The organism is Acidiphilium acidophilum (genome assembly GCF_033842475.1).
GTDB lineage: Bacteria > Pseudomonadota > Alphaproteobacteria > Acetobacterales > Acetobacteraceae > Acidiphilium > Acidiphilium acidophilum.
On the sequence record NZ_JAWXYB010000018.1, the window covers coordinates 2,789,486 to 2,811,232 of the forward strand.

A 21,747-nucleotide genomic window follows, 5' to 3' on the forward strand; every position below is an offset into this window, starting at 1 on the left:
ACGCCGCCGGATATGATGCGTCAAGTAAAATTGTTGCACCGCACAACGAGGTGATCGGACTTATCGCCCCGTCCTTGCCACCCGACCCCTTTCGCCGTCGTAACACTATTCGTTAACCCATTGGGTTTTTTATTAATTATCGCGCTTTTGGCTGGACATCGCACCGGCTTTCATCCTACGAGTTTGTCAGGGATTGTTCACGAGCAGGGAGTAAGGCTGATGTCGGCTGGCGGTTTGCGTGTCTGGGTTGCGGCAAAAGCCAGGCGTCTTCTCGCCCTCTCGCTCGGTGCCGGCCTCGCCCTCACCCAGGCCATGCCCGCCGCCCGTGCCTTCCCGGTCGGGTATGGCCCGGTCTCCCCGGGGACCGACTGGATCGTGATGGACGTCAACACCGGCGCCATCCTGTCCCAGAACAACCCCTATACCGAACGCTTCCCCGCCAGCCTGACCAAGCTGATGACCCTCGATCTCGCCTTCCACGCCCTGCGCGCGGGCACCCTGTCGCCCGATACCGCCATCCCGGTCACCGCCGCCGCCGCCGATGTCCAGCCGGTCAAACTCAATCTGGTGCTCGGCCAGACCATCACCGTCCGTCAGGCCATGCTGGGCATGACCACCCTGTCCGCCAACGATGCCGCAACCGCTCTCGGCCAGTATCTCGGCGGCGGCAGCATCTCCCGCGCCGCCGCCGCCATGACCGCGAAGGCCCACGCCCTCGGCATGTTGCATACCCAGTTCTACAACCCGTCCGGCCTCCCCAATCCCGGTCAGGTCACTGATGCCTACGACATGGCCATCCTCGCCCGCCACATTCTGCTCACCTATCCCCAATACCGCTATCTGTTCTCGGTCTCGAGCTTCATGTTCGAAGGCCGCCCGATCCCGAATATCGACGGAATGCTGAAACTCTACCCCGGCTGCATCGGCATGAAGACCGGCTTCACCAATCTCGCCCGCTTCAACCTCGTCACCGCCGCCGTGCGCGACGGGCACATGCTGGTCGGCGTCGAGCTCCACGCCCGCAACTGGAGCACCGCCTACGCCACCATGACCACCCTACTCAACCAGGGCTTCGCCGCCGAAGGTGCCGGCAGCAACCCGATGATCGCCCTGCGCAAGGCCCTGCCCAGCATCGTGCCGACCGCCGATGCCGCAACCATCCGCCCCGCCGCCGCCCGCACCGTCGCCCGCACCGCGCCGGTCGCCGCACGCCGCGTTCTGGTCACCGCGAGCCGCCACAAACTCACCATCCGCCACATCGTGATGCGAACCGGCCACGTCACCCAGGAGATGGTCCCGGGCTGGACCGCCCAGATCGGCGCCTACGACACCTACGCGCTCGCCCAGCGCCAGGCCCTGAAAATCCGCAGCGAACGCCGCGTCGGCACCGCCCGCGTCAGCAGCGTGCTCATTCGCCACCGCCGCCTCTGGCGCGCCCAGCTCGCCGGCCTGAACGAAGCGGCGGCCCACGCCACCTGCTCGCTCCTCGCCCGCCAGCACCAATCCTGTTTCCTCATCGCCCCGCGTCAGGAAGACCTCGCGATGCGCTGACCGGCGCCGCCCTATTCCGCACGCGGCAGCGCCAGTTTCAGCAACACCGGCAGCGCCAGCAGCACCAGCGGAAACTGCACGAGGAACCCGGAAATGATCGCAATCGCCAGCGGTTGCTGCATGCCCGACCCCTCGCCGAGCGCGAACGCCAGCGGCAGCAGGGTCAGGATCGCCGCCAGAGTGGTCATCGCGATCGGACGCAGCCGGTTGCGGCTGGCCATCACCAGCGAGTCCCGCCGGTCGTTATGTTCGGCGAGCGCCTGGTATTCCGAGACATAAAAAATCGCCATCTCGGTCGCGAGCCCCACGATCATGGTCATACCCATCAACGCGGTGATATTCAGCTGCACGCCTGACACGAACAGTCCGATAAACACGGCAAGACTCGCCAGCAGCGCGGTGAACAGGATCGCGCCTGCAATGACGAAGCTCCGGTAGAGAAACAGCAGCAGAATGAACTCGGCGGCCATCGCGGCGACAAACACCTTCGCCAGTCCCCGGAACGCAATCTGCTGCTGCTTGTAAAGCCCGCCCAGCGTGTAATGCATCCCCGCCGGGATCAATCCCGGCTGCGCCAGCGTCCGCCGGACATCACCGATCACGCCCCCGATCCCCCGGCCACTGATCCGCGCCGTGACCGCCGCAATCTGCTGGAGATTTTCCCGGTCGATCTCCGGCTGGCCGGACGCAATGCTGAACCTTGCAAAATCACCCACCGGCACGAGCGCACCGCTCGCGGTCGCGATCGGGATGCGCCGCAACGCCGCGATATCCGCATGATCGGCGGCGGGAAGCATCACGCGCACCCCGGTAAACCGGTAATCACCGGGTAGAGCGGTCACCACACTGCCCTCGATCGCGGTCTGCAGCCCCTGGCGGATCTGTTCGGCATCGAGCCCGAGCATCGCCGCCCGCGCGGGATCGACATGAATATTCACCGCATCCCCCGCCAAGGTCACCCCGTCGAACATCGAAACGACGCCCGGGATTTTCGCAATCGCCGCACCGACCTTGCGCGCGGTGGCATCCAGCTCGGCCGGATCGCCATCCAGCTTGATCTCGATCGGCTGCGGCACCCCGGTCAGGTCGCCGAGCAAATCGCTCAGCATCTGCGACATATCGAAATCCACCCCCGGAACCCGGCTCTCGATCCGAGTCCGCAGCCGGTCCATCACCGCCCATATCGCGGCCCGATCCGCCCGTGGCTTGAGATCCACGAAAATATCGCCCTGATAGGGTTCGTTGAGATCGCCGCCGAGCCCCGCACCGGTCCGGCGGGAAAATGTCGCCACAGCCGGATCGGCGCGCAGAATCGCCTCGATCTGCCTTACCTCGCGCACCGACTCACCGAGCGACGTGCCCGGCCGCGTCTGGTAATTCACGACGAAGCCGCCCTCGTCGAGATGCGGCAGAAATCCGGTCGGCACCGCGCGATAGGCCAGAAGCCCGACCACGATCAGCGGCACGATCCCGAGCGCCAGCAGCACGGGCCGGCCCATCAGCCGCCCGAGCACGAGGGCGTGCCAGCGCTCCATCCACCCCTCGCGCCCGGCCCGGCTGCGCCGTTCCGCCGGGTCCTGCCATCGGTCGAAATCGATCAGCGCCCGCGCCAGCACCGGCACCGCAAAGGCCGAGAGCAGCCACGAGGCCACCAGCGTGGCAGCCAGCGTGATCGATAGCGCCTTGAAAAACGCCCCGGTCACACCCGACAGGAACGCAAGCGGCATGAACACGATCAGCGTCGCCATCGACGAGCCGGTGAGCGGCGGCAGAAACTCCGAGGCCGCCGCCAGCACCGCCCCCTTCGCCGCAGCACCCGCCGCATGCCCGGCCCGCCGCGCGATATGCTCGATCATCACGATCGCATCGTCGATCACCAGCCCGACCGAAGCGGCCAGCCCGCCGAGCGTCATGATATTGAAACTCAACCCCAGCAGCGAGAGCAGCAGGATCGCGGACGCCATCGACGCCGGCACCACGAGCAGCGCCACCAGCGTCACCCGCCAGCTTCGCAGAAACCCGATCAGCACGAGCCCCGCCAGAACGATGCCGATCAAAATCGCATCGCGCACCGATCCGGCAGCCGCCGTCACCAGCCCGCTCTGATCGTACCATTTCACCAGCGTCACGCCCCGTGGCAGCTCGGCCCGATAGGCGGCCAGCGCCTTGCGCACCGCGGCATCCACCGCGACCGCATTGCCATCCGGCTGCTGGAACACCTGCAGCGTCACCGCCGGAACCCCATCCTGCGCGACCCGGTCATAAACCGGCACCGTCCCCATCCGCACCGTCGCGACCTGATCGAGCCGCACCACCCCGTCCGGCCCGCCGCGCACCGCGATCCGCCCGATCTGCCGGGCGGTGTGCAGCGTATTGTCCTGCACCACGAGATAGAGCCGGTCGTAATCGGTCATCCGCCCCACGGCGGCGAGCACGTTCGCCTTCGAAACCGCCTGCTCCACCTGCGCCAGCGTGACATGCATGGCGGCCAGACGATGCGGCGCGATCAGCACATGCACTTCCGGCGTGGCACCCCCCTGCACGTTCACCTTCGCCACCCCGGCAATCCGGGTAAGATCCGGCACGATATGATCCTCCGCGATCGCGCGCAGCGCGGTCTCGGGAATACTGTGCGAGATCATCGCATAGGCAATGATGGGAAACACCGTCGGGTCCATCCGGCGCACCAGATACCGGGTCCCGGCCGGAAAATCCGGCAGCATCTGCGCGATCGCGGCATCGACCTCCAGCGTCGCCCGCCCCATGTCCTGACCCCAGCCGAAATCGACATAAATCTGCGCCGACCCGCGCGATGTCGCCGAGCGAACCGAAACTACCCCCGGAATCGCCCGCAGCGCCTGCTCCACCGGCTTGGTCACCTGCAACACCATCTGCTGCGCCGGCCGCGCCCCGGCATCGATGTTGATCCGCACCCGGGGAAACGAGGTCTGCGGAAACAGCCCGACCGGCAAAAACAGCGCCGCCACCACCCCGGCCAGCGCCAGACTTGCCATCAGAAACAGGATCGCACGCTGCTGGCGGGCGAGAAACCGCGCAAGACCCATCAATGCGTCACCCGCACGGCAATACCCGGCGTGAGCTGATAATTCCCGGTGGCCACGATCGGCAGCGCCGGATCGATCGCGCCACGCACCACCGCACTGCCCGCCGTCCGTGCCACGATCCGCACCGCGACCGGTCGGGCATGCCCGTCCTCAACCTGCCAGATCCGAAACCCCTGCCCCACCGGCAGCGCCGCATCGCGCGGCACGATCACCCCGCGCGCGGTGCCGACATCGATCTCGGCATCCACAGGCTGCCCCACCAGAAACCCCGAAGCCGGCAGCGCGATCGTCGCATCGAGCAACCCGCTCAGCGGATCGACCATCCCCCCGATCGCCGTGACCCGCCCCCGCACCGCGCGCCCCGCCGGGGTGAACCGCATCACCGCCGCCGGATCGCCGACATGGACCTCATCGGCCTGCTGCGGATCGAGCCCGATCTTCGCGACCAACGCATCCGCCCGCACGAGGGTCAGCACCGCACCGCCCGCCATCAGGACCGCGCCCGATCCGACCGCGACAGACGAAACCACCCCGTCATACGGTGCCGTCAGCGTTGTCCGCGCGCGGCCCGCCCCCTCAAGGCGCAGCGCATCGCGCGCCGAAACCGCCACCTGCACGGCCTGTTCCGCCTGCGCAAGCTGGATCGTGGTGGCGAGATGCGCCGCAACCAGCCGGCGGGTATCCGCAAGCGCCGCCGTCGCCGCCCGCACTGCCGCCTCGGCCTGGGCATAGGCCGCACGCGCACGCGGCGCGGTCCCGATCACCGCAAGCGCCTGCCCCCGCCGCACCGTCTGTCCGGGCGCCACATCGAGCCGCGTGACAATCCCGGCATAAGCGATCGTCATGGTCTCGCTCCCCCCCGGCCCGGCACCGATCGTGCCAAAGCCGGTGACGCTCTGCGGAATCGATCCGGTCCGCACCGGTATCGTCGTCACCAGCACACTCGGCGCCGGTGCCGCCCGCGCCACCGGCACGATCGATACCAACGCGGCCAACGCCCATCGCCTCATCGCGCGCCCCCCCTGATGCTCACAACCGGCAATCCCGCCCCCAGCAGCGTCGCAAGCGCGATCCGTCCCGCCGCGATTTTGTGGTCGAGCGCGATCAGTTCGGCTCGCCGCAGCGCCTGCTGATCGATCAGGTCGGTCTCGACCCGCGCATCGATCAGCCCGGCCCGGTAAGGCCCGCGTGCCGCGCGCACCGCCCGATCGGCCAGCCGCACCCGCGCCCGCGCCGCCTCGCGCTGCCGATCGAGCACTCCCAGCGCCCGCCGCGCCGCAAGCGCCCCGCCCTGCGCCGCCGCGAGTGCGGCGGTGAACGCCGCATCGAGCTGCCGCCGCGTCGCCCGTGCCACCGCCACATTGCCCCGGTTGCCATTGAACACCGGCAGGTTCAGCGAAATCGTCGGCCCCGCGGTTGCGACCCGGCTGGTGTCCGACCCACCATTCACACTCAGCGCCAGCAGCGGAAACCGGGCCAGAATCGCCGCCCGCAAATCCGCATCCGCCGCCTGATACCCATAGCGCAACGCAATCAGATCGGGCCGCCGATCCGCCAGACTCGCCACCAGCCCATCAGTCGCAACCCTCGGAATCACCGGCCGCGCGAGCCGGATCGACACATCAGGAACCACGCCCAGCACCGCAGCCAGCGCCGCCCGGTCGGTCAGATCCTGTTGCGCCAGCCCATCCCGGGTCGCATCGAGCCCGGCGAGGCTGGCCTCCGCTGCCGAAGCCTGATCCAGGGTAACCGTCCCCGCCGCCACCTGCCGCCGCGCCCCCTCAACCTGCGCCCGCAATGCAGCCCGCGCCCGATCCAGTGCCGCGAGACCGGCACGATCCGCCCATAACGCGCTCGCCAGCGTCTCAGCCTGCGATGCCACCTGAAATTCCTGCCACAGCATCGCCGCCACCGCCTCGCCCTGCCGCGCCCGCGCCGCCCGCACCCGCGCCCCCCGGGTGATCAGCGCGGCGATATCCTGGCTGATCGACCCCGCGACCGATGGCGCAACCCCCGGCCCTCCCAGCAAGGCCCCGAACCCGCCCTGCACATTCGGATCGGGGATCAACCCGGCCGCAAAAACCTTCGCCCGCTCAACCCCCAGCCGAGCCCGCGCCACCGCAAGCGCCGGGTCGTTCAGCACCGCCAGAGCCGCCACCGCCTGCGGTGTCAACGGCGCATCCACCGCGATCATCCGCCCATCCGGCAACGCACGATCCAGTGCCGCCAGCGATGTCCGCAACGGAGGAACCAGCACCAGCGGTCGCGCCCGGTACGACGCGCACCCGGCCAGCACCACGCTCACCGCCAGCGGCACGAGCAAAGGGCGGAAGCATCGGAGGGCGTTCGTCATCGGGCGGGTCATCGGTCGCCCACGCTGTGCCCGCCTCCGCCTGCGCGCGCCCTTACCCGATCTGTGTCATTCTGTAATGTGCCGAAAACCGGCTTGACCTGCCGCCCGATTCCCCGCTCCACCTACCGGCATGGAGCCCAGACGCGGCCTGAACATCCTGCTGATCGAGGACGATGCCCGCAGCGCCGAACTGGTCCGCGCCGGCCTCGCCCCCGAAGGCCATGCCGTCACGATCGCGCCCGATGGCCGCATTGGCCTGCTGCGCGCGGGCGGCGAGGAGTGGGACGTCGTCATCGTCGATCGCATGCTGCCCGGCCTGGATGGTCTCGGCCTGCTCCGCATGCTGCGCGGTGCCGGCATCGCCACACCCGTCCTGTTCCTCACCGCACTCGGCGGGGTCGACGACCGGGTCGCGGGCCTGCGCGCGGGCGGCGACGATTATCTGGTCAAACCCTTCGCCATCGCCGAACTCAGCGCCCGGATCGCCGCCCTGATCCGGCGCGGCAGCACCAAACCCGCCGCCACCACCATCCGCATCGCCGACCTCGAAATCGACCGCCTGACCCACCGCGTCACCCGCGCGGGCCGCTCCATCACCCTCAAGCCCCGCGAATACGCCCTGCTCGACTACCTCGCCCGCCACGCCGGCGAAGTCGTCACCCGCACCATGCTGCTCGAAGACGTCTGGGGCTTTCACTTCGACCCGCAAACCAGCGTCGTCGAATCCCACATCTCCCGCCTGCGCGCCAAACTCCGCACCGGCCCTGAACCCGAACTCATCCACACCATCCGTGGTGCCGGCTACCGGCTGGCCGATGAAACCTAGACTCTTCCGCACCACCAGCGTCCGCCTCGCCACCCTCGGCGTCGGCTTCGCGACCCTGAGCACCGGAATCGTCTTCGCCATCGTCTATCTCGGCACGCTCGGCGCCATCCGCGCCACGATCGATGCCGATATCGACAACGAAATCGCCGAAATCACCATCCAGGGCCCCACCACCCCCCTGCCCGCAATCACCGCCGCCGTCCGCGCCGCCATCGCCGCGCCGCCCGGCGGCACGTTCTACCTCCTCACCGGCCCCACCGGCCACCCGATCGCCGGCAACCTCGCAATCCCGATGCCGCGCCCCGGCTGGCACAACCTAACCGCCCCGGCATCCCACCCCTTCGCCCCCCACATCACCAACCTGCGTGCCCGCGCCGAACCGCTCGGCACCACCGGCGCGACCCTCCTGGTCGCTGAAAACGCCACCATTCTGGTCGAACTCGACCAACTCATCCGCCGCAGCTTCATCCTCGCCTTCATCGTCACCCTCGCCCTCGGCCTCGCCGGCGGCATCGCCTTCGGACGCCGCGCCCTCTCACGGATCGAAGCGGTCAGCGAAGCCGGCGAAACCATCATGAAAGGCGACCTCACCCGCCGCATCCCCCTCTCCAGAGCCGGCGACGAATTCGACCACCTCGCCACCGTCATCAACACCATGCTCGCCCGCATCGAAGACCTCATGAACAATATCCGCGCCGTCGGCGATGAAATCGCCCACGACCTCCGCTCCCCCCTCGCCCGCCTGCGCGAATCCCTCGAACTCCTCCTGCTCGACCCCACCCGCCTGACCCCCGCCCGCATCGTCCCCGCCATCGAGGATGCCATCACCCAGGTCGATGCCACCCTCGCCCTCGCCGCCGGCATCCTCCGTCTCGCCCAGATCGAATCCGGTGCCCGCCGCACCGGCTTCGCTCCGATCGACCTCACCACCCTGCTCACCGAAATCGCCGAAACCTACGAAGCCGTCGCCGAAGACGCCGGCGCCACCCTCCTCACCACGATCGCCCCCAACCTCACCATCGAGGGTGACGCCACCCTCCTCACCCAATGCCTCGCCAACCTGCTCGAAAACGCCATTACCCATGGCCGCGCAACGCCGCCCGCGCCCTCCACCATCCACCTCACCGCCCGCTCCACCCCACCCACCATCACCATCGCCATCGCCGATAACGGCCCCGGTATCCCTGCACCCCGCCACGCCGAAGCCCTCCGCCGCTTCGGCCGCCTCGACCCCAGCCGCACCACCACCGGACACGGCCTCGGCCTGCCCCTCGCCGCCGCCATCGCCACCCTCCACGACACCACCCTCACCCTCACCCCAACCCACCCCGACAGCCACGGCCTCACCGTGACACTGATCCTGAACGGATATGAGATCTCCGGGTGAGGGCGTGAGGGTAGGGAAGGCAAGCAAGGCGAGGCGCGCTGCCCCTCGACCCCGCCAAAGGCGGAGCCTTTGGAATCTATCAGTTCCTGCCCTTACTCCCTCACGCCACCCGGCGTCTCACGCCGTTCCAGCGCCTCTGCCAGAGCGACGTAGTCGGCGGGGGTAAGCGTCTCAGCGCGCCGTTGCGGGTCGATGCCGGTCTGCTCCAGCAGGGCCGCACCCCCGAGCGATTTGAGGGCGCCGCGCAGCATCTTGCGGCGTTGCCCGAAGGCAGCGGCGGTGATCCGGCCGATGGTGGCGAGCCGGGCGGGGCTGGGCTGGCTGGCGTGGGGGATCAGGCGGACCACGGCGGATTCGACTTTGGGCGGTGGTGAAAAGGCAGCGGCGGGCACGTTCAGCGCGATCGCCCCGGTCGTGGTCAGGGCCGCGAGCACGGCAAGCCGCCCGTAATGGGGTGTGTCGGGGCGAGCGATGATCCGTTCCGCGACTTCCTGCTGAAACATCAGGGTCAGGGAGCGGAAATCCCCGGCCTGATGCAGCCAGCGCACCAGCATTGCGGTGCCGGCGTTATAGGGCAGGTTGGCCACGATCGCGCGCGGTGGCGGAACAATCGTCTCAAGCGCCAGTTCGAGCGCATCCGCCGCGACGATCCGCAGCCGGTCGCCATGGTCCGCAAGCAGTTCGGAGGTCGCGGCAACCGCGCGCGGGTCGATTTCGATGGCGGTGACGCTGGCCGCCGCGCTGTCGAGCAAGGCGCGGGTCAGCCCGCCCGGTCCCGGTCCGATTTCAAGCACATTGACCCCATCGAGGTCCCCGGCGCAGCGCACGATCCGTTCGAGCAGATGACCATCGAGCAGGAAATGCTGCCCGAGCGATTTGCGCGTCGCCAGCCCGTGCCGCGCGATCACCTCCCGCAGCGGCGGGCGCATCGCGCTATCAGCCGGGTTCGCGCTGGATCACGGCGTTGCGGTGCAGCGTATCCATCAACTGCTGCGATTCGAGCGAAACCCGCCGCTGGATCAACAGACTGCCGATCTCGTTGAGCGAAGGCAGCCCGGTGGTGCTGGTCTTGCGCGAGCACACCATCACCAGCGCCACCCCATTATGCGAGACCAGCGGCTGGCTGATCTGCCCGATCGGCAGGCCGGAGAGCAGGCTCTGGAACGCGGCAGGCTGCACGGTCGCGAGGTTCACCGGCCCGGGATCGGCCTTGCGCACATTTCCCGCCGCCGCATTGGCCGCACTTACCGCGCTGCAATCATGCAACCCGCCGCGCATGGCGGTCGCATGGCTCAGCACCGCAAGCTGCCCCGCCGTCGGCTGGCCGCCCTGAAACGGCGCCGGGAACGGCAGGAACACCTGCCGGATATGCAGCGTGGTCTCCTTCACCTCGCCGAATTTGCGGGTGCCGAGCAGGTTGACGATCTCGAACCCGCCGGCCACCCGCACCGGGTCCGAAATCGCCCCCGCCGGCATCCGCTCCACGATCGCGCGCACCGTCGGGTCGAGCAGGTCGGGCGCCACCCAGCCGCGATCGCCCCCGGTCAAGGCGCTCTGGCTCTGGCTGAACTGCGCTGCGACCACCGGGAACGGCGCGCCGTTGCGCAGTTGCTTGATCACGGTATCGGCAAACCGCTTGGCGTTGGCCTCGTCGGAGGGCCGCTCGATCGGAATGAAGATCTCCGCGACATGATACTGCGTCTGCCCCAGCTCGTGCTTCATCGCCCGCTGCTCGGCCAGCACATCCTCACGGGTCGGGCGCAGATTTTCGCCGAGTTCCTTCTTCAGCACATCGGTCCAGCCGAGTTCGGTGCGGAACTGCTGCACCAGGGTCGAATACGGAATCCCCACCGCCGCCAGCTTCTTCTGCAACCCGCCCGGCGGCAGCCCGTTCGCCTTGTCGATCCGCGCGAGCGCCGCCGCGATCTTGTCCTGCGGCACCACCACCTTGTGCCGCTCGATCGCCTGAAGCTGCAACGCCTGATCGATCAACTCGCTGGTGATCTGCGGCTTGAGCCGGTCGAGCACCTCGGGGTTCTGCGGCAGCCCGGCGGAAAGCGCGAACAGCCGCGCCCGCGCATCGACATCCTGATTGGTGATCACCGCTCCGTTCACCACCACCGCGATACGCGCTCCCCCGGCATCCTGGGCATGCCCCCGATGCAGCGGTGCCAGGCACAAGGCCCCGAGGCCGAGCGAAAAGCCGAAACGAAGCAGTGATTTCATAGGGCGCTGAATCCGAAGTTGCCGAGCGTTTTGAGTGTGATGTTGATCAGCAGCGTCGTGGTGCCGTGATCGTAGTTGAACGAGGTGAACGACCGATAGAACGTGACGTTCACCGCAGTACATTCGTTCTGCCAGGTCGCTGCCAGAGCCGCATTGTCGAACTGGCCGGTCTGGATGTTCCGCTGGGTCGAGCCCGAGAGCGTCCAGTGCGGAATGAGCGTGGTCGAAGCGCCGAAGGTGAACTCGTGGCGCGGAATATAATACGCCGCCGGCGGCGGCCCAGGCTGGGTGAACAGGTAATACGGGTTGGTCGTCGTGTACAAATACCCGCCATTGACGCTCAGCGTCTTGTTGCCGAACGTCGCGTAGGTATCGATCATCCGCGCACCCAGATCCTGATGCGACAACCGGGTCCGATACGTCACGCTGAACCACGAGACCGGCGCCACCGTGGCCCGTCCCACAATGTCCGAAACATTGTCGTTCAAGCCGCTGTCCGGCGGATAGAGCAGACTCTTGTGAAACGAGTACGATTGCCCGACCAGCCCGGTCACATACGCCCCGCCCGGCAGGTACCACGCGCCCTGCAACGCGTAATCCACCCGCGATCCGCCGGCGAATCGGTCGAGCCCGCCGAAGCGTTGCAGGCTGAACAGGTTGGCATCGGTAAACTGGAAGTCGAGACTGTCCTCGTTCGGAATAACCTGCGTCTGCCCCAGCCCGTAGCTCGGCGCGACCTCCAGCTGCACCCGCGGCTCAATGATCTGCTCGCCCCAATCCCCCGCGCTGCGCTCCAATGGCCACCGCGCCGAGATTGCCCCGATCGGGATCGCCCGCGCGGTCTGCGCCGAACCCACATTGGAATAATTCGGCTGCTCGTTCAGCTTGCTCGCAGTATACCCCGCCGCCACCAGCCGCACCCGCGCATCGAGCAGAATCCCATCCGGCCCGGTCCCCGGCAGATCGTAATTGCCCACCACCGCCACCCGCCGGCTCTGGGTGCCGACCTGCCGCAACACGTTATACGCGCTCGCTTCCATCGAGAACCGGCCACCGAATTCATCCGGCGCACCGAAATAATCGTAATGCGCATAGGGTGCCACAATCGGCAGTTCGCTCTGGGTGATGGTCGCGACCAGCCCCTGATAGGTATCCGCGCTGATCTTCGCGTACGATCCCTCGCCGAACCCCTCGATATACGCGTTCGACGCCAGGAACGCCGCATTCGGCAGATACCGGAAATCGTTGAGATACTGCACGCTCGACGTATGGTTGTACGAAAACCCCGCCCGCCAGGTATCGTTGAGGTCGAACACCCCGTTCGAGAAAATCGAATCCGACAGGCCGGTATTCTGTGCGTAGCGATCCTTGCCCGCCGAAATATTCACCGTCAGCTTGCCGTCGTTCAGCGCCTGACGATACTTCACATCCAGCACCGGCCCCGCCTTGGTCGCGATGATCGGCACGATCGTCGCATCCTGGCTCTTGCTGATGTCCCAGAAATAAGGGATCGCGAAAAATTCCCCGATATGGGTCGAAGACCCGAACGAAGGAATGAGCATCCCGCTCTGGCGCTTCACCGAAGGATCGGGCTGCGAAATATAAGGCAGCCAGAACACCGGAAACCCGTAAATCTGCAATTCCGCGTCGTGGTACTCGATCACCTTGTGCTGCAGATCATCGATCGCGCTGCGTGCCTTGATCTGCCACAGCGGCGCCGCGTTCGGATTGCGCTTGCACAGATCGCAGGTTGAATAGACCGGCTTGCTCAGCTCGTTCAGCACCCCGCCGTAACGCCGCGCCCCGTTGGCGACGATCCGCCCGTTCTCGGCCAGTATCGTCGCGACATCATGCATCACCGCGTTCTTCATGCCCTGCGACAAATAAGCCCGCCTGGCGAACGCCACCTCGCCCGAAGGCTCCATCATCACCACATGCCCGATCGCGGTGGCGGTGTTGTTGTTGCGGTCGATCACCACCTTGTCGGCATACAGCACATGCCCGTTCTGCCACGCCTCGACATCCCCGGTCGCAGTAATGATCCCGGTCTGCCGGTCATACGAGACCCCGTCGGCCAGAAACGTCACCGGCGCCGATTTCGAGATCGGCCGCTGCGGTCCGGAAACCAGACCCGCCATCTGCGCACGCGCAACCGGCGCGCTCACCAGCCCGAGGCCGAGCGCGGCCAGCAGCGCTCCCGACCCGACGATATGACTATGCCGGCGGCATCGCGCACCCTTCATGGCTCAGCCATCCTCCAGATGCAGCAGTAACGCAAGCGCGAGCATCAGCCCCGCCGCCGCCGGCGCCCACGCGGCCAGATAAACCGGCAAAGCCCCGGATTTACCGAACTGCGCCGAAACCTCCGAAAGCATGAACAAGGCAAACCCGCTCACCAGCCCCGCCCCGAGCATCTGCGCCCCCCCGCCCCGCCGCGCCGGACGCATCGAAAACCCCGCCGCCACCAGCGCCATGGTCGCGCACAGCAACGGCAGCGCCATCAGGCTCTGAAACGCCAGTTCATGCCGCGTCGGCGAAAACCCGGATTGCTTCAACAGCCGGATGAACCGCGGCAACGCCCAGAACGACAGCGCACTGGGGCTCGCGAAACTCTCCTGCACCCGTCCCACGGTCAAATCAGTCGCAAACCGCATGCTCGGCATCGTCACCGGTGCCTGATCCGGCCGCAATTTCGAAACCTGCTCCAGCGTCCACCCCCCCGGCCGCAACACCCCGCTCTGCGCCTCGATCCGGTCATGCAGTCTGGTATGCCGATCCAGCCGCAAAATCGTCACATGCCCGGTGGTCAGCGTCTTGCCCTTCAAATGAACGTCCCGCGCATGCAAAATCGCCACCCCGCCCGGCCCCGCCGCCGGATCGGCCTGACGCAACCACATCTGCCCCCCCGCGAGCGACAGCGGCCCCGATCCCACCTGCAGATACATCGAATACAACGTCTCCGCCCGCGCGAACATCACCGCCGAAAGCGGGCTGATCACCGTGGTCGCAATCCCCCCCACCAGCGCCGCACACAAAACCGGAACCGCCAGAAACTGCCACGCCGAAACCCCGCTCGCCCGCGCCACCACCAGTTCGGACGACCTCGTGAGCCGCCAGAACGCAAAAATCCCGCCCAGCAGCACCGCAAACGGCAGGATCTGCATCCCCAGCCACGGCACCCGCAGAATCTCCATCACCACGATCCGCCCGAACGTCGCCTGCGGCTTGTCCGATGCCTGACGCAGCAAATCCAGAAAATCGAACAACGACCCGATCGCGGTCAACCCCGCCTGCATCCCCAGCACCGCCAGCAGAAACCGCCGCCCGACATAAATCGAGAGCGTCAGCGGCATCGTCCCGCTCCGCACCCTCATGCCGCAACCATCCGCCGCCGATGGACACCCCGCACCAGCATCATCCCGCACACCAGCCCCGGCCCCGCCGACACCACCAATATCAACGGAATCAACCCGTTCTGCCGCGCCGCCAGACTATCCACCCCAATCCCCAGGGCCACCAGCGCCATCACCCCGAACACCGCCGCCGCCAACCCCGCAATGCTCGACTGCCGGCGAAACGGACTGCGCAACACCGCAATCAGGGCCACCATCACATACGACATCACCTCGAACGGCGTGAACAGCCGCCGCCACGCCTCGGCATGCCATTTCTTGCGCGTCGCCGGCGGAATCTGCGCCGGGTTGGGATGAAACAACTGCCAGATCGTCGCCTCCGAGGTCTTCGGCGCCGCATCGTCCGTCGCCGTGCTCGACTGCGCCAGATCGATCAGATTGCGCTTGAAACTCAACACGTTGAGCCGCCCGGTCTTGGGGTCGATCTGCTCGCGCGACCCATCCTTCAACAACACCTCCGGCCCGTTCGGCCCCGCCACCAGCCGCCCGGTCCGCGCCAATATCGTCGCCGGCTGCCCCGGCTGCCGCGAATCCTCGATCAATATCCCGTGCAGCACATCCGCCTTGTCCCGGCTCTGAATATACACCGTGATATGCCCGGGAATCGGCGTAAAAACCCCCGGTTCCAACAAAAACGCCGCCACCTTGTTGCGAATCTCGAACTCGAACTTGCTGAACTGATGCAAACTCGCGGGCACCAGCCACACATTCAAAATCCAGCACAACACCATGCCCACAACCGCAATTCCGAGCGCCGGCCGCGCAATCGCCGCATCCGACATCCCGGCCGCCCGCATCACCGTCAACTCCCGGTCCGTCGTCAGCCGCGCATAAACAAACAACGTCACGATAAAACACGTGATCGGCAAAATCACCGCGACAAAACTCGGCAGCAACAACCCGGTCAAATGCACGAACACGAACGGCGACAACCCGCGCTGAACGATCAACTGAATGAACCGCAACGACTGCGTCAGCCAGATCAACGCCACCAGCCCAGCCGTCGTCACCGCCAGCCCCAACGCCAACTGGCCGAACACATAACGATCAAGCCGGGATATCATGAAAGGCGAACGCATGCCCGCCCTTTTGGCGATACCCCGCCCCGATGGCAAGGCAGCGCCGGGGGGCAGCAAGGCGAGGGGCTCTGCCCCTCGACCCCGCCAAAGGCGGAGCCTTTGGAATCCACCAGTTTCAGGCGGGAGGAGGGCGCGGCCTCGGTCGTTCCGCTGATCTGGCCTCGACAGCCCTCCTCCCGCCTGAAACTCCAGGGTTCTAAGGGCCGCGCCCTTAGCGGGGGTCCAGGGGGCAGCGCCCCCTGGCCTTCCTGACCCGCGCTCAGCCCCTGAACACCGAGGCCGGGTATCCCTGCAGGAACAGCAGGGCGCGCAGGTCGGCGTGGTTAATGTGGAGTTTGGTGGCGGCCTGCAGGATGGTCTGGGCGTGATAGGCCACTCCCATTCCGGCGTCGCTCACCATGGCGACGTCGTTGGAGCCATCGCCCACGGCCATGCAGGCGCCGAGTTTCACTCCTCGCGCCGCCGCGACCTCGTGAAGGGCCGTGCGTTTGGCGTCACGATCGAGCACCGGTTCGCTCACCGCCCCGATCAGGCGCGAGCCGTCGTCGAGCAGGGTATTGGCCCGATGGCTGTCGAACCCCAGTTCGGCGGCAACGCGCGCGGTGAACCAGGTGAACCCGCCCGAGACCAGCGCGGTCACCGCCCCGTGCGCGCGCATCGTCGCCACCAGTTCCCGCGCGCCGGGCATAATCTCGGTCCGCCGCCAGGTCCGCTCCAGTGCCGCGAGTTCCAGCCCGCGCAGCAGCGCCACCCGCTCGCGCAGCGCGCCGGCGAATTCCAGTTCCCCGGCCATCGAGCGCCGGGTGATCGCCGCCACCGCCTCGCCCACCCCGGCCTCGGCTGCCAGTTCGTCCAGCGTTTCCGACGTCACGATCGTACTGTCCATATCGGCGACCAGCACCGCCTTGCGCCGCCCCCGCGCCTTCACGCACAGCGCATCCACGCCCGCCCCATCGAGCGCAGCCCCCACCAGTGCGAGGTCCGGCTCAACCATGCACGGAATTTCCGCTGCCTCGCCCGGCGAGAGCCAGCCAACCTCGCCGCCGCCGACCAAGGCGCGCACCCGCGCCACCATCGCCTCGGTGAGAACAATCTTGTCGCGCGGCGCAACCAGGACCAGAACGAATTTCATGGACCGACCGCCTAAAGCAATAACCCCACCGCCCGCAAGGCCGCTGCTCATCGTCGCCGGCCCCACCGCATCCGGCAAATCCGCCCTCGCCCTCACCCTCGCCACACGCCTCGGCGGCACCATCATCAATGCCGATGCGATGCAATGCTATGCCGACTGGCGGATCATCACCGCCCGCCCCACCCCCGCCGACGAAGCCGCCGCCCCCCACCGCCTCTACGGCGTCCGCCCCCTCGAACAACCGGTCGATGCCGCCTGGTGGCGCACCGCCGCCATCGCCGAACTCCAGGCCGCGACCCTCCCCATTCTCTGCGGCGGCACCGGCATGTACCTCTCCTCATTGATCCACGGCATCGCCGCCATCCCCGCGATTCCGCCCGAAGCCCGCGCCGAAGCCCGCGCCCGCCTCGCCGCCGAAGGCCCGCACCGCCTCCATGCGTGGCTCGCCGAAAACGACCCCGAAACCGCCCTCAAACTCCGCCCCACCGACTCCCAGCGCCTCGCCCGCGCCGCCGAAATCCTCCTCGCCACCGGCCACGGCCTCGCTTATTTCCACGCCCAGCCGCGCGAAACCCTCACCACCCACCGCCCGTGTCTGATCCTGCTCGACCCGCCGCGCGAAGATCTCCGCACCGCCATCGCCACAAGGTTCCACGCCATGCTCGATGCCGGCGCCCTCGATGAAATCCGCCGGATCGACGCCACCACCCCCGACCCCGCCCTTCCCGGCCTGCGCGCCCACGGCGTTCCCGAACTCCGCGCCCACCTCGCCGGTACAATCACCCTCGAAGCCGCCGCCGCCGCCGCCATCGCCGCCACCATCGCCTACACCAAACGCCAGGCCACCTGGTTTCGCCACCAGAGATTGACGAACCCCGCCGACACGCAAATGATCCATGCGCGATTCAGCCATGCAACGCAATTTTCGGAAAGTATTAACAACAAAATCATGTCATTTATTAACAACGAGGGTTGACCTATAGGGTATCGCGGGCTACCTCTCGCCCCTTGACCACACAGGACGAACCCATGAATGCCGTGACCACCACCGCCCTCTCCGGTGCCGAAATCCTCCTCCGTGCCCTTCGCGCCCAAGGCGTCGAGGTCATTTTCGGCTATCCCGGCGGTGCCGTCCTGCCGATTTACGACGCCCTGTTCCAGCAAAACGACATTCGCCACATCCTCGTCCGCCACGAACAGGCCGCGGTCCACGCCGCCGAAGGCTACGCCCGCTCCACCGGCAAAACCGGCGTCGTCCTCGTCACCTCCGGCCCCGGCGCCACCAACGCGGTCACCGGCCTCGTCGATGCCCTGATGGACAGCATCCCCGTCGTCTGCCTCACCGGTCAGGTCCCCACCCACCTCATCGGCAACGACGCGTTCCAGGAAGCCGACACCACCGGCATCACCCGTCAGGCGACCAAACACAACTATCTGGTCAAACGCTCGGAAGACCTCTCCCGCATCGTCCACGAAGCCTTCTACGTCGCCCGCACCGGCCGCCCCGGCCCGGTCCTGATCGACCTCCCGAAGGACATCCTGATCAACCCGGCCCCTTATGACGACCCCGCCCCCGGCCCGCACCGCTCCTACCGCCCGCGCACCGAACCCGACCCCGCGCGCATCGCGGAGGCCATCCGCCTGATCAAATCCGCCCGCCGCCCCATCCTTTACACCGGCGGCGGCATCATCAACGCCGGTCCCGAAGCCTCGGAACTCCTGCGCGAATTCGCCCGCCTCACCGGCGCGCCGGTCACCTCCACCCTCATGGGCCTCGGCGCCTTCCCCGCTGGCTTGCCCGCCTTCCTCGGCATGCTCGGCATGCACGGCACCTACGAGGCCAACCTCGCCATGCACGGGTGCGACGTCATGGTGAACCTCGGCGCCCGGTTCGACGATCGCGTCACCGGCCGCCTCAACGCCTTCGCCCCCGGCGCCAAAAAAATCCACGTCGATATCGACCCCGCCAACATCAACAAAAACGTGGTCGTGGACATCCCGATCATCGCGGACGCCGCCCTCGCCCTCCGCGCCCTGATCGAGGCCTGGAAAAACGACGCCACCCGCCAGGACCGCGCCGCCCTGACCGACTGGTGGGCCCGCATCGAAGCCTGGCGCGCCAAGGACAGCCTGAAATTCACCCAGAGCCACGCCCCCGGCGCCATCATCAAACCCCAGCACGCCATCAAACGCCTCTGGGAACTCACGCGGGACCGCGAAACCTACATCACCACCGAAGTCGGCCAGCACCAGATGTGGGCCGCCCAGCACTACCGCTTCGAACACCCCAACCGCTGGATGACCTCCGGCGGCCTCGGCACCATGGGCTACGGCCTCCCCGCCGCCATGGGCACCCAGCTCGCCCACCCCGACGCCCTGGTGATCGACATCGCAGGCGAAGCCTCCATCCTGATGAACATCCAGGAAATGGGCACCCTCGCCCAATACCGCCTGCCGGTGAAAATCTTCATCCTCAACAACGAATACATGGGCATGGTCCGCCAGTGGCAGGAACTCCTGCACGGCAGCCGCTACTCCGAAAGCTACTCGGCAGCCCTGCCCGACTTCGTCAAACTCGCCGAAAGCTTCCACGCCGTCGGCCTCCGCGCCAACACGATCGACGACCTCGACCGCGTGATCATGGAAATGATCGCCTCAGATCAACCCGTCATCGCCGACATCCACGTCGACCGCTTCGAAAACTGCTTCCCCATGATCCCCTCGGGCGCCGCCCATAACGACATGATCCTGGGCCCCGAACACGAGCAGGACGCACGCGGCATCACCGATGAAGGGCTCGTCCTCGTCTGAGGCGTCGGCAGGAAAGCAAGGCAAGCACTGCTTTTTTGTAAAAAAGCAGCAAAAAACTTTTATTCGTAAAGATCAAAGCCCATGAACGCCATCGTCGAACAAACCCTTCGCTCGGCTACCATCTCCGTGCTCGTCGAAAACGAATCCGGCGTCCTCGCCCGCGTCATCGGCCTGTTCTCCGGCCGCGGCTACAATATCGACAGCCTCACCGTCGCCCCGGTCGAAGACGACCGCCGCAAAAGCCGCATCACCATCGTCACCTCCGGCACCGAACTGGTGATCGACCAGATCAAAGCCCAACTCGACCGCCTCGTCCCGGTCTACCGCGTCTCCGACCTCTCCCGCGAAGGTCCCCATCTGGCCCGCGAACTCGCCCTCATCAAAGTCATCGGCCAAGGCCAAAACCGCGCCGAAGCCCTCCGCCTCGCCGACGCCTTCCGCGCCCGCGTCATCGACGCCACCACCGAAAGCTTCGTATTCGAACTAACCGGCGCGACAGATAAACTGGACGCATTCCTGGACCTGATGCGCCCGCTCGGGCTGGCGGAGGTTTCGAGGACAGGGGTTGCAGCGATAGCGCGGGGAACAAGAACAATTTAATGCAAAAAGCACTGCAGAGATTGAAAATCTTATCCATCACTGCAGTCGCAATCATACCAACCGTTAGCCTTTTGTTTGTATTATCAAAATTTGCAAATGAGCTTGTTGATATCTTTCTAGCGCTTATCTCTATAATGTGTCTTATTTCTGTATTAATTTACAATAATAAGGCGTTTAAAAGTGCACTAGTATTAATAATTAGTTTAGAACTGCTAGCGATTTTGACGCTTATCAGCGCAAGATTTTTTTCGGTATCGAGCGTTCGACCAACTCTTCTTATAATGACTATAGATAATTTTATTGCGGTCATCTCGTTATGTTTTTACGCAATAAGAAGGCTTAGCAATCCCGAAGATACCCCTGTTCTTGCAAATCTATTGGGCTTTTTGATTTTTAATTATATTGCAATATATATTGCAATAATAACTCTTTTTTCTGAAATATATTATTTATTTTGTAGTTTAAATGCGTCAACGAAGACATATAGTCATGCTTGGTTAAGTGTATATTTTTCCGTTATCACACAAACAACCGTAGGATACGGCGACGTTTATCCTGCAAATCAGTTTGCTCAGTCAATTGCGGCAATTCAGGCGTTAGTGGGGGCTGGCATGCTTCCTATATTTGTATCCATCTTATTTTTCTCTATTTCTTCCTCGCGATCAAAACAAAGCGACGCGCAACGGTAGGGCGGAAGAGCGCAGCGTAATCCGCCCCTTTCGGCCCCAATCCCTACGCCTCGCACCCACCTCGCGCCCCGACCAATTATCCAGCATTTCACTCCGAACGGGTTGCGAAGCACAACCCCTCAACTTACCTACATCACGACCATCGACCGGATCGCCATCGACCGTCTTCGCACCCCGATCAATCAAATCATCCGCCCAAACCGCCGGCCGACCCATCCACCCCCAAGCCCCAACGCCCCAGCCTGAACGCCGAGGAGACAAATCATCGCCATCGTCAAAAGCCATGCACTGGGCCTCGTCGAAACCAAAGGCCTAATCGGTGCCCTCGAAGCGGCGGACGTCATGGTCAAATCCGCGAACGTCGAACTCGTCGGCAAGGAACTCATCGGCGGCGGCTACTGCACCATCATCGTTCGCGGCAGCGTCGATGCCGTCAAGGCCGCAACCGAGGCCGGCGGTGAAGCGGCCAAACGTGTCGGCGAACTGGTCTCGGTCCACGTCATCCCAAGCCCCCACAACGACCTCCCTGCACTCCTCCCCGCCCCGAGAACCACCCGAAAACCCGCAAAACCCCGCCGCACCTGATCCCGGCCCTCACCCCTCCCCAACTAACAA

General features: G+C 65.8%; 17 protein-coding genes. 8 read left to right on the forward strand and 9 right to left on the reverse strand.

Features of this window, described 5'->3' with window-relative positions; translation table 11 throughout:
• Positions 1-219 precede the first annotated feature (219 nt).
• A complete protein-coding gene (locus tag SIL87_RS15930) occupies positions 220-1,551 on the forward strand; it encodes a D-alanyl-D-alanine carboxypeptidase (protein WP_319615113.1) in 1,332 nt (443 codons plus the stop codon).
• Positions 1,552-1,562: 11 nt separating this feature from the next.
• Here the strand turns inward: SIL87_RS15930 and SIL87_RS15935 are convergent, their stop codons facing one another.
• From SIL87_RS15935 to SIL87_RS15945, 3 genes are read right to left on the reverse strand one after another with little or no spacing between them, the layout of a single operon-like run.
• A complete protein-coding gene (locus SIL87_RS15935; RefSeq protein WP_319615114.1) occupies positions 1,563-4,616 on the reverse strand; it encodes an efflux RND transporter permease subunit in 3,054 nt (1,017 codons plus the stop codon).
• A complete protein-coding gene (locus SIL87_RS15940; protein ID WP_319615115.1) occupies positions 4,616-5,611 on the reverse strand; it encodes an efflux RND transporter periplasmic adaptor subunit in 996 nt (331 codons plus the stop codon). Before SIL87_RS15940 ends, SIL87_RS15935 begins: the two co-directional genes overlap by 1 nt.
• An 11-nt stretch (positions 5,612-5,622) precedes the next feature.
• Positions 5,623-6,969 (reverse strand): TolC family protein, encoded by a 1,347-nt coding sequence (locus tag SIL87_RS15945; protein WP_319615116.1) that lies wholly within the window; start codon positions 6,967-6,969, stop codon positions 5,623-5,625.
• 130 nt (positions 6,970-7,099) lie between these two features.
• Between SIL87_RS15945 and SIL87_RS15950 the strand changes: the two genes are divergently transcribed.
• Both SIL87_RS15950 and SIL87_RS15955 read left to right on the forward strand, forming a co-directional pair.
• The gene (locus SIL87_RS15950) at positions 7,100-7,795 is read left to right on the forward strand and encodes a response regulator transcription factor (RefSeq protein ID WP_319615118.1); all 696 of its coding nucleotides are present in this window, start codon (positions 7,100-7,102) and stop codon (positions 7,793-7,795) included.
• Positions 7,785-9,182 carry a sensor histidine kinase gene (locus tag SIL87_RS15955; RefSeq protein ID WP_319615119.1) on the forward strand — a complete coding sequence of 466 codons (1,398 nt, stop codon included), beginning with the start codon at positions 7,785-7,787 and terminating at the stop codon, positions 9,180-9,182. Before SIL87_RS15950 ends, SIL87_RS15955 begins: the two co-directional genes overlap by 11 nt.
• Positions 9,183-9,274: 92 nt before the next feature.
• Here SIL87_RS15955 and rsmA read toward each other — a convergent pair whose 3' ends face one another.
• The 6 genes from rsmA to serB form a co-directional block, all read right to left on the reverse strand.
• Positions 9,275-10,111, reverse strand: a complete 837-nt coding sequence (rsmA, locus tag SIL87_RS15960) for a 16S rRNA (adenine(1518)-N(6)/adenine(1519)-N(6))-dimethyltransferase RsmA (RefSeq protein ID WP_319615120.1) — start codon at positions 10,109-10,111, stop codon at positions 9,275-9,277.
• 7 nt (positions 10,112-10,118) lie between these two features.
• Positions 10,119-11,408, reverse strand: coding sequence for a peptidylprolyl isomerase (locus SIL87_RS15965; protein WP_319615121.1), 1,290 nt, complete (start codon positions 11,406-11,408; stop codon positions 10,119-10,121).
• On the reverse strand, positions 11,405-13,651 hold the full coding sequence (locus SIL87_RS15970) for an LPS-assembly protein LptD (protein ID WP_319615122.1): 2,247 nt from the start codon (positions 13,649-13,651) through the stop codon (positions 11,405-11,407). The genes SIL87_RS15965 and SIL87_RS15970 overlap by 4 nt, the downstream gene beginning before the upstream one ends.
• 3 nt (positions 13,652-13,654) lie before the next feature.
• Positions 13,655-14,782: an LPS export ABC transporter permease LptG gene (lptG, locus tag SIL87_RS15975; RefSeq protein WP_319615123.1), complete on the reverse strand. Its 1,128-nt coding sequence runs from the start codon at positions 14,780-14,782 to the stop codon at positions 13,655-13,657.
• A complete protein-coding gene (gene lptF, locus SIL87_RS15980) occupies positions 14,779-15,885 on the reverse strand; it encodes an LPS export ABC transporter permease LptF (protein WP_319615124.1) in 1,107 nt (368 codons plus the stop codon). The genes lptG and lptF overlap by 4 nt, the downstream gene beginning before the upstream one ends.
• A 274-nt stretch (positions 15,886-16,159) precedes the next feature.
• Positions 16,160-17,032: a phosphoserine phosphatase SerB gene (serB, locus tag SIL87_RS15985; RefSeq protein ID WP_319615125.1), complete on the reverse strand. Its 873-nt coding sequence runs from the start codon at positions 17,030-17,032 to the stop codon at positions 16,160-16,162.
• On the opposite strand from serB, the gene miaA reads away from it, so the two are divergent.
• The 5 genes from miaA (at position 17,031) to SIL87_RS16010 (ending at position 21,717) form a co-directional block, all read left to right on the forward strand.
• A complete protein-coding gene (gene miaA / locus SIL87_RS15990; protein WP_319615126.1) occupies positions 17,031-18,008 on the forward strand; it encodes a tRNA (adenosine(37)-N6)-dimethylallyltransferase MiaA in 978 nt (325 codons plus the stop codon). The genes serB and miaA overlap by 2 nt on opposite strands.
• A 53-nt stretch (positions 18,009-18,061) precedes the next feature.
• The gene (locus tag SIL87_RS15995) at positions 18,062-19,843 is read left to right on the forward strand and encodes an acetolactate synthase 3 large subunit (RefSeq protein WP_319615127.1); all 1,782 of its coding nucleotides are present in this window, start codon (positions 18,062-18,064) and stop codon (positions 19,841-19,843) included.
• A gap of 81 nt (positions 19,844-19,924) precedes the next feature.
• Positions 19,925-20,443 (forward strand): acetolactate synthase small subunit, encoded by a 519-nt coding sequence (gene ilvN, locus SIL87_RS16000; RefSeq protein ID WP_319615128.1) that lies wholly within the window; start codon positions 19,925-19,927, stop codon positions 20,441-20,443.
• Positions 20,443-21,132 carry a potassium channel family protein gene (locus tag SIL87_RS16005; RefSeq protein WP_319615129.1) on the forward strand — a complete coding sequence of 230 codons (690 nt, stop codon included), beginning with the start codon at positions 20,443-20,445 and terminating at the stop codon, positions 21,130-21,132. Before ilvN ends, SIL87_RS16005 begins: the two co-directional genes overlap by 1 nt.
• Before the next feature lie 288 nt (positions 21,133-21,420).
• Positions 21,421-21,717 carry a BMC domain-containing protein gene (locus SIL87_RS16010; RefSeq protein WP_319615998.1) on the forward strand — a complete coding sequence of 99 codons (297 nt, stop codon included), beginning with the start codon at positions 21,421-21,423 and terminating at the stop codon, positions 21,715-21,717.
• Positions 21,718-21,747: the final 30 nt, after the last annotated feature.